This window comes from Altericroceibacterium xinjiangense, from assembly GCF_003958635.1.
Taxonomy (GTDB): domain Bacteria; phylum Pseudomonadota; class Alphaproteobacteria; order Sphingomonadales; family Sphingomonadaceae; genus Altericroceibacterium_A; species Altericroceibacterium_A xinjiangense.
The window spans coordinates 440,409-448,561 of sequence record NZ_RSEK01000001.1 but is presented as its reverse complement, the minus strand read 5'-3'; the positions used below and the strand labels follow the sequence as shown (position 1 = coordinate 448,561).

At 58.9% G+C, this 8,153-nt stretch carries 9 protein-coding genes; 6 read left to right on the top strand and 3 right to left on the bottom strand.

Going from position 1 to position 8,153, the window contains the following annotated elements; all coding sequences use genetic code 11:
• Positions 1-626: OmpA family protein (locus tag ELY13_RS02140; RefSeq protein WP_164549679.1), on the top strand; the 626-nt coding region annotated here is incomplete at its 5' end.
• A gap of 806 nt (positions 627-1,432) precedes the next feature.
• On the opposite strand, the gene ELY13_RS02135 is transcribed toward ELY13_RS02140, so the two are convergent.
• Together ELY13_RS02135 and ELY13_RS02130 are read right to left on the bottom strand one after the other, a co-directional pair.
• A complete protein-coding gene (locus ELY13_RS02135; RefSeq protein ID WP_126172207.1) occupies positions 1,433-1,867 on the bottom strand; it encodes a protein tyrosine phosphatase family protein in 435 nt (144 codons plus the stop codon).
• Positions 1,864-2,658 carry a TerC family protein gene (locus tag ELY13_RS02130; protein ID WP_126172206.1) on the bottom strand — a complete coding sequence of 265 codons (795 nt, stop codon included), beginning with the start codon at positions 2,656-2,658 and terminating at the stop codon, positions 1,864-1,866. Before ELY13_RS02130 ends, ELY13_RS02135 begins: the two co-directional genes overlap by 4 nt.
• Before the next feature lie 228 nt (positions 2,659-2,886).
• Between ELY13_RS02130 and ELY13_RS15515 the strand changes: the two genes are divergently transcribed.
• The 5 genes from ELY13_RS15515 to queC all read left to right on the top strand — a co-directional run bounded on the left by ELY13_RS15515 (position 2,887) and on the right by queC (position 7,584).
• Positions 2,887-3,648 carry a cold-shock protein gene (locus ELY13_RS15515; RefSeq protein WP_126172205.1) on the top strand — a complete coding sequence of 254 codons (762 nt, stop codon included), beginning with the start codon at positions 2,887-2,889 and terminating at the stop codon, positions 3,646-3,648.
• A 116-nt stretch (positions 3,649-3,764) separates the two neighbouring features.
• Positions 3,765-4,955, top strand: coding sequence for an aspartate aminotransferase family protein (locus tag ELY13_RS02120; protein ID WP_126172204.1), 1,191 nt, complete (start codon positions 3,765-3,767; stop codon positions 4,953-4,955).
• On the top strand, positions 4,952-5,887 hold the full coding sequence (gene argF, locus ELY13_RS02115; RefSeq protein WP_126172203.1) for an ornithine carbamoyltransferase: 936 nt from the start codon (positions 4,952-4,954) through the stop codon (positions 5,885-5,887). The genes ELY13_RS02120 and argF overlap by 4 nt, the downstream gene beginning before the upstream one ends.
• A gap of 39 nt (positions 5,888-5,926) precedes the next feature.
• Positions 5,927-6,829, top strand: a complete 903-nt coding sequence (gene hslO, locus ELY13_RS02110) for an Hsp33 family molecular chaperone HslO (protein ID WP_126172202.1) — start codon at positions 5,927-5,929, stop codon at positions 6,827-6,829.
• A gap of 38 nt (positions 6,830-6,867) precedes the next feature.
• On the top strand, positions 6,868-7,584 hold the full coding sequence (queC, locus tag ELY13_RS02105) for a 7-cyano-7-deazaguanine synthase QueC (RefSeq protein WP_126172201.1): 717 nt from the start codon (positions 6,868-6,870) through the stop codon (positions 7,582-7,584).
• A gap of 30 nt (positions 7,585-7,614) precedes the next feature.
• On the opposite strand, the gene ELY13_RS02100 is transcribed toward queC, so the two are convergent.
• Entirely contained in the window at positions 7,615-8,145 is a 531-nt protein-coding gene (locus ELY13_RS02100; protein WP_126172200.1) for a superoxide dismutase family protein, read from the bottom strand.
• Positions 8,146-8,153: the final 8 nt, after the last annotated feature.

The following is an 8,153-nucleotide window of genomic DNA, read 5'->3' as shown; positions in this document are numbered from 1 at the left end:
CTGGCTTCCATGTGCCAGTTACTCCCCAAGCCGAAGTCGGTCTGCGGTACACGTTCCTCAACACCCAGGATTTCGACTTGGTCGATATGCGCGGGTACGGAGTCGATGGCGACATCAAGTCGCATTCGTTCCAAGTGAGCTTCCTGTACAACTTCGGCGGAGCTCCGGCAGTCGTTCCGGTGGTAGTCGCACCGCCGCCGCCGCCGCCGCCGCCGCCGCCGCCGCCGCCGCCGCCGCCGCCGCCGCCGCCGCCGCCGCCGCCTCCCCAGGTGACGTGCAACCAGGGGCCGTACATCGTCTTCTTCGATTGGGATAAGGCGAACATCACTCCCGAGGCTGCAACGATCCTCAACAGTGCGGTCACGGCGTACCAGAACTGCAATAACGTTCCGATCATGTTGGCTGGTTACACCGACACCTCTGGTACGGCGCAGTACAACCTGGGCCTGGCCGCTCGCCGCAACAACGCTGTGCAGCAGTACCTCGCCAGCCGCGGCATCACGGCTTCGGCAATCCGTAGCGAAGCCTTCGGTGAAGCTAACCCGCGCGTACCGACCGCTGACGGTGTTCGCGAACCGCAGAACCGTCGGGTTGAAATCACCTATGGCCCGGGTTCGGGCATGTAAGTGATCGCCTAGCGCGAAACGGATTAGGGCCGGGGGGAACCCCGGCCCTTTTCTTTTGCAGAAAGCTTGTGAATCTTCCCTTGCGTGGAGCCTGCTGCGGAAGGCACGTATTGCCGCCAAGTTCCGCGGGCTCTTCACCGCTTGCGCGTGCTTTCATGCCATTCACTTCACGATACAGATAGCGAGAGCTGTGCGTCTGTGTAGCGACCCCAAGGGTTAAGCGCGCTCGCTAAAGGTGAAAGAGGTCGATCTTCTCACCCCGATCACTCATGTTGGTATCGAGGCTCCTGCCTGTCAGGAATTGGGCTGAGGAATGCTGCCCAGTGAGCGGGCGGCAGCCAAGATGCCTTTTGTGCATCAGCAACGTGGTCCTAGGCCACCGAGACAGATCCTTGGCATCGTGCCCGCGGGAATTCCTGTGATCTGGCCATCGGACTTATAGCCGCCGGGCGGAAGGCCCGGTGTCCACGTAGCTCGCCAGCGCCTCGAGCGGCTCGCTGCCGTCTATTAGCTGGTTTGGGTGGTTCAGTTAATCGAGACCCTGTGTCATACGCTGTGACTTCCACTCACAGAAACGGTGGATCGTGCTGTAGCGGTCCTGATCGAAGCCCCAAGTCGCTCCCGCTCTTTTGGTCTGTAGGCGGCGCGTGTTCATTCCATCTGCCTACGCGACCGCTTCTGGGCTCTACAGGGTGCTGAAGGCGACGAGTTCTTCACTATTTGGTGCTAACCGAGGATTTCTGCTGGATTCGGCTGGCTTAGAAGTCGCGCCCTCCGGGCGCAGGGAGTTCTCTGCTCAGCGCCTATCAATCGCCTCCGGCGATGTTGTCGAGAATGGGTCTGATTGACGTGATGTCGTAGCCCGCCTGTCGAGCTGCCGAGGTCAATTCCGTTGGATCAGCTCCCATTTTCGCCTGAGCGAGCGACCACAGAAAAGTTGAGCGAGTACCTGAGCGGCAGTACGCGAGAACAGGGCCTCTGGTTTCTCGCAAGGCTACCGCCATCGAGCTGACCTGTGATTCGGTGAAGCCGGTGTGGCTGATGGGAATCGCCAGATAATCAAGGCCGATTTTCTCGGCGGCTGTCTTGATGACATGTCCTGGCGTCTGGTCAGGCGCTTCACCTTCTGGCCTGTTGTTCACAATCAACCGAATGCCCAAGCGCTTCGCTTCGTCAACATCATCTACCGTGATCTGCGGGCTGGCAAACACAAGTTCCGACAGTTTTCTGAAGTCGTTCACAAACTGTGTCCTTGCTGGCGAGCATGCCGACGATTCTTGAAAATGTTGAGCGATTCAACACCCACTGAGAAGCCCATTGCCGCGTAGATGTAACCTTTGGGAACATGAAAACCGAACCCGTCGGCAATCAGGACTAGCCCGATCATGACAAGAAAAGACAGTGCCAGCATCACCAAGCTGGGATTGACTTCAATGAAACGGGCAAGCGGATCGGCTGCGAAAAGCATGATCGTGACAGTGATGACAACCGCAGTAACCATAATCGGAATTTCATCCGTCATCCCCACTGCCGTCAAAATCGAATCGATCGAAAAGACCAGATCCAGCAGGATGATCTGCGCAATCGCCGCTTTGAAGGTGATTTGAGCCACGCTCTTGTTCTTGTCTAGAACCTCGCCAGACGGCGGATGCGGGTCCATGCTATGGTGGATTTCCTTCGTCGCCTTCCAAAGCAGGAACAGCCCTCCTGCGAGCAGGATTAGATCACGTCCGGAGAAGGCGGTTTCAAAACTCGGCTCACCATGCGGCGTGGGGTTGCCTTCAAGCCCGAGGTTAAAAAGCGGCTGCTGGAGCGTGACCAGCCACCCAATCAGCATCAGAAGCGCAATTCGCATCACCAGCGCCAAGCCCAGCCCGATCTTGCGGGCCTTGGCTTGCTGTTCACGAGGAAGCTTGTTCGATAGGATGGCAATAAATACGAGATTGTCGATGCCGAGCACGACTTCCAGCGCGATCAGAGTTAACAATGCGGCCCAAGCAGCCGGATCCGATAGCAAGGCGATGATGTCCATGGGCGTGTTTCTGCCTAACGCGAGGCAGCAGGGCAAGGGGTTAGCTGCACCTGTCACGGTGCTAAGAAATCCCCATGGCCGCAATTTATATTCGCCAACCGGCCAGCCATGCTATACAAACCCGTGATGAATAGGCTGACAGGCTCGCTGTCGGCGCCGATTCGGTGCGTATTCGTCCGCGTCGCCGAAGTTTTGAGTCTGGGGGCGAAGTGAAGGTTCTTACGGTTCATGGGTTACGATAGGGGTCGTCGCGGTCGGGGACGCGACAAGCGGGACGGTTTCGGCGAAGACGCTTTCGATCCGTTCGGTGGTGGTGGTGACCGATTTGGCGGCGGCGATCGCTTCGGCGGGGGCGACCGCTTCGGAGGCGAGGATCGCTTCGCTCCGCGTGGCGGCGACCGGTTTGGTGGCGGCAACAGCGCCCCCCGCGGACCTCGCCCTGCTGGTGCTGGCGGAGGAGGTGGCATGCCCGCCCAGGTGATCGGCACAGGGCAAGGTAAGGTGAAGTTCTTCAACACGCAGAAGGGCTTTGGCTTCATACAGCGCGACGAAGGTGGTGAGGACGTCTTCGTTCACATCAGCCAGGTTGAACGCGCCGGTCTTGAAGGTCTAGCTGAAGGGCAGGAGCTTGCGTTCAATCTGGTGGATCGCGGGGGCAAGATTTCTGCTGCGGATCTTCAAGTTGTCGGCGATATCATTCCGGTCACAGAACGCAGTGCTGCAGCAGCGCCAGGAGGAGCGCCGGGCGGCGCTCCGCAGCGCCAGCTGACCGGCGAAAAGGCCACTGGAACAGTGAAGTTCTTCAACTCCATGAAGGGCTTTGGCTTCATCACGCGCGATGACGGGAAAGATGATGCCTTCGTTCATATCAGTGCCGTGGAGCGGTCGGGCCTGTCGGCGATCAATGAAGGTGACCGATTCCAGTTCGATATCGAAGTGGACCGCAGAGGTAAATTCTCCGCGGTGAACCTCGTCCCCGTGCAGGCGTAATTATCCGGAGCGGTTCGGGTGTTTGACCGGACCATTTCAACGACCTAACAAAACAATGGCGGCCCTGGAGGGCCGCCATTGTCGTTACTGCCTGAAGCTCAAACAAGGAACCGATCATGTCGATCAGCCCACTGATGCCCGTCTATCCCCGCTGCGGGGTGCGGCCCGTGCGCGGCGACAATGCTCATCTTATCTCCGAAGACGGAACCCGCTATCTCGATTTCGCTGCCGGAATCGCCGTTAATTTGCTCGGCCACTCCCATCCGGGTCTTATCGGAGCGATCCAGCGCCAAGCTGAGACGCTGATGCACGTTTCTAATCTCTACGGTAGCCCACAAGGCGAGGAACTCGCCCAGCGGCTAGTCGATATCACCTTCGCCGATACGGTGTTCTTCACGAATTCCGGGGCGGAGGCAGTGGAATGTGCGATCAAAACAGCGCGCGCTTACCACCAGGCCGAAGGAAGCTTCGATAAGGTTGAACTGATTACTTTTGAGAACGCTTTTCACGGCCGGACAATGGCGACGATCAGTGCGTCCAGCCAAACAAAGATGCATCAAGGCTTCAAGCCGCTGCTCCCCGGCTTCAAATATGTTCCCTTCGATGATCTTGAAGCGGTTCGCGCTGCCGTCGGTCCGAACACGGCTGGTTTTCTGGTTGAGCCTATACAAGGGGAAGGCGGTATCCGTGTCGCCTCTGCTTCCTTCATGGAGGGTCTCCGGAAACTGGCAGATGAGCATGATCTGATGCTGGTACTGGACGAAGTGCAAACCGGCGTCGCGCGCACCGGTACTCTGTTTGCCTATGAACAATACGGCATCGAGCCTGACGTCATGGCGATCGCGAAGGGGATTGGTGGAGGATTTCCGCTCGGGGCTTGTCTCGCAACCGAAAAAGCGGCGCGCGGGATGACGTTTGGCGCGCATGGCTCTACCTATGGTGGAAATCCGCTCGCCGTAGCTGCCGGGAACGCCGTTCTCGATGCTGTGGCCAACGAAGAGTTCCTCGCATCGGTGCGAGAGAAAGGTGAGCGTGTTCGGCAGAGGCTTGAGCAGTTCATAGGAAACTACCCAGAGCTCTTCGAAAAGGTGCGCGGCAAGGGGCTGATGCTCGGGCTAAAGATGAAGGTGGAGCCCAGACCGTTCATGCAGCATCTACGAGACAAGCATCAACTTCTGACCGTTGCGGCAGGAGACAACACCTTGCGGATACTGCCTCCTCTCACTATTGGTGACGCCGAAATTTCAGAGTTCTTCGATAAGATTTCGGCGGGCTCCGCTGACTACATGGTTCCTGAATCGGTATGACGGGGCCTCGGCACTTTCTTTCCCTTTCCGACGCGGGGGGGGATGCAATCGCGGCGATGATCAACGATGCGCAGGTTCGCAAGCGCGCGCGCGTCGCTTGGCCGAAGGGCAAGCCTGATGCCGATGCAGCGCTTGCCGGCCGTGTGCTGGCGATGATTTTTGAGAAAAGTTCCACGCGCACGCGAGTGAGCTTTGACATAGCCATTCGCCAGCTTGGTGGCAGCGCGCTCATTCTCGATTCCGGAACAACGCAGCTCGGGCGCGGCGAAAGCATTGCGGATACCGCACGAGTTCTCAGCCGCATGTGCGATGCGATAATGATCCGCACCGATAGCCATGACAAGCTGGAGGAAATGGCGCGTCACGCGACAGTCCCGGTGATCAATGGACTGACCGATCGCTCCCACCCCTGCCAAATCGTTGCCGACCTGCTTACCATCGTCGAAAAAGGCAAGACATTGCCGGGGCTGGAGCTTGCGTGGCTTGGTGATGGTAACAATGTACTGCATTCGATCTTGGAAGCTGCCGGGCTGATGAAGTTCAATGTGCGCGTAGGAACTCCTGCCGGCTACGAACCGGATCCTGAATTCGTCGCTAGGGCGCGGGCGGGCGGGGCGAAGGTCACCTTGACCCACGACCCTGTGGAAGCTGCCTCTGAGGCTGATGTTCTGGTTACCGATACCTGGGTGTCTATGGGCCAGCAGCATGCGCGGGAAAAGCTTGCTGCAATGGCGCCTTTCCAAGTCAACGACCAGCTGATGGGCAAGGCGAAACCCGGAGCGCGTTTTCTGCACTGCCTTCCCGCCCATGTAGGTGAGGAAGTCAGCGAAAGCGTATTCGAGAGCGAACAATCGGACGTCTTCGATGAAGCTGAGAATCGGATTCATGCTCAGAAATCTGTTCTGCTCTGGTGCTTTGGGCTGGTGGCCTGACGGGCTTATCTTGCGCACCAGAGCCCCCATATTGGTCTAATGAGCGATACTTCTCAAATTGATGAAACCGGTTTTGACCGGTTGCTAAACTTCACGATCCCAGCCCGGGACGCGCGGGGACGGCTGGTTCGTCTCGGGCCCGTGGTCGATACCATTCTCTCAGCGCACGACTATCCACCGGCGCTCAAGCATTTACTCGCTGAGGCTTTGGTCCTGACCGCTCTGATGGGCGGTTTGATGAAGGAGGAGGACAGTCAGGTAACCTTGCAGGCGCACACCGAAGGCGGAGTGGTCGAACTGCTGGTCTGTGATTTTCGCGCTGGTGAGCTACGTGGCTATATCAAGCACGATGCCGAACGGTTCGCAGGGCTTGGAGCCAATCCGCCGCTGGAAGCTCTGTTCGGCAAGGGCAGCATCGCCATGACGTTCGACGTGGCTACCACCCAGCAGCGCCACCAAGGCATTGTACCGCTGGAAGGCAGCTCTTTGGCGGAAGCCGTGGAGTACTACTTCGTCCAGAGTGAGCAAGTTCCGACGCTAATCAGGGCAGCGGTCAGAACCGGCCCGGAAGGCTGCGTCGCTGCCGGTCTGCTCGTGCAGCATTTGCCTGATGGCGAAGAAGGGCGTGAACGTCTCCATGTCCGTATGGATCATCCGGAATGGGAACACGTAATGATCCTCGCGGGCAGCGCACGCCATGAAGAGCTGGTCGACGCCGATCTGTCTCTGGAAGCGCTTCTCTGGCGCCTGTTCCATGAAGAGGCGGAGATTCGGACCGAAAAAGGAGCTTTCCTGTCGCGCGGATGCCGATGCTCGGTCGTTCGCTTTGAGGAGGTGCTTGCGCGGTTTCCAAAGTCGGACCGGGAAGACATGCGCAACAACGACGGGATAATCGTCGTCGACTGCGCCTTTTGCTCGCGCGAATTCGCAATCGAAGACTGACGCTTGCCCAGCTGCGTAGCGAAGTTTAGCGACTGACCATGGATCAAGCGAACGATACAAACAGCCCGCTGGCAGTGGTTCTGCTATCGGGTGGTCTCGATTCCATGGTGTCGGCTGCCTTGGCGCGCGAGCAGGGCTTCACGGTCGCTGCGCTGACCATCGACTACAACCAGCGGCACCGTAACGAAATTGAGGCCGCACGCGAAATTGCCGCGCATCTAGGCGCCGTGCGCCACGCCATCCTCCCGCTCGACCTCACCATCTTTGGTGGTTCCGCACTGACGGACAAATCGATTTCAGTCCCGAAGCAGGGGGTCGGGGCCGATATCCCGGTTACGTATGTCCCGGCGCGCAACTTGGTGTTCCTTTCCCTCACTCTTGCTTGGGCCGAAGCGTTGCGAGCACAGGACATCTTCATTGGCGTGAATGCGCTGGACTATTCAGGCTACCCGGATTGCCGCCCCGAGTTCATCGATAGCTTTGCCCGCACTGCGCGCCTTGCGACCAAGGCGGGAGCGGAAGGGGGCTCGTTCACTGTACACGCCCCTCTCCAGCATCTCGGCAAAGCGGAGATCGCACGTGAAGCTGTACGTCTTGGGCTCGATCCAGCGATGAGCTGGTCCTGCTATGATCCCGTATCCGAAGGGCTCGCCTGCGGCACTTGTGACAGTTGCCGCTTACGGCGCAGGGGTTTCGCTCAGGCGGAGCTGAACGATGGAACCCGCTACGCCGCAGAGCCTCCGCTCGAAGGCTGATACCGGAACACTCCGACAAAGAACAATGGTTCAGACGGGCCTTAGAACGCCGCAGGCAATCCGGCTACCTGCGTCTCCGGCAGGATCGGTCCGGTAGTCGTCCGCGCCCGCGTGTACAACTACCGCTGTCCCATCGGAATCGAACAGAGCAGGCAGGACCTCCGTTCGGGTCCCCCTCAAGGTAGCCGTAATAGTGCCGGACCCGGCGCTGCCGATCGAAACATTCGGAAGATCGCCCAAGTGGGGACCAGCTGGATTCTCTATCCCGTGCTGATTGCCTGCGGGATTGAGATGACCGCCGGCGGAGGTGAAATCGGGCGCTTCGCAGGATCCGGTCGTATGCAAGTGCACTCCGTGAGTGCCTGGACTAATGCCGGCAAGCGCTACCACGACGTTCACCTCTTCGCCGCTGGACAGAAGCTGGGCTGTTCCTGCCGGCATGCCGTTCGCGAGGTGAAGCGTCGCTGAGGCGAGGCGCTCGGTCGGCATGGTATCCATGGTTGCACACCCCGTGAGCGCGGCTGCGCCGGGCAGAAGGGCAGCGAAGATCGTTTTGCGCATAATGTTCC

Excerpts from the sequence above, each read along its gene's own strand:
- ELY13_RS02100 (WP_126172200.1), bottom strand. The coding sequence starts at position 8,145 with ATGCGCAAAACGATCTTCGCTGCCCTTCTGCCCGGCGCAGCCGCGCTC.
- ELY13_RS15515 (WP_126172205.1), top strand. The coding sequence starts at position 2,887 with ATGGGTTACGATAGGGGTCGTCGCGGTCGGGGACGCGACAAGCGGGAC.
- hslO (WP_126172202.1), top strand. The coding sequence starts at position 5,927 with ATGAGCGATACTTCTCAAATTGATGAAACCGGTTTTGACCGGTTGCTA.
- queC (WP_126172201.1), top strand. The coding sequence starts at position 6,868 with ATGGATCAAGCGAACGATACAAACAGCCCGCTGGCAGTGGTTCTGCTA.
- ELY13_RS02120 (WP_126172204.1), top strand. The coding sequence starts at position 3,765 with ATGTCGATCAGCCCACTGATGCCCGTCTATCCCCGCTGCGGGGTGCGG.
- argF (WP_126172203.1), top strand. The coding sequence starts at position 4,952 with ATGACGGGGCCTCGGCACTTTCTTTCCCTTTCCGACGCGGGGGGGGAT.
- ELY13_RS02130 (WP_126172206.1), bottom strand. The coding sequence starts at position 2,658 with ATGGACATCATCGCCTTGCTATCGGATCCGGCTGCTTGGGCCGCATTG.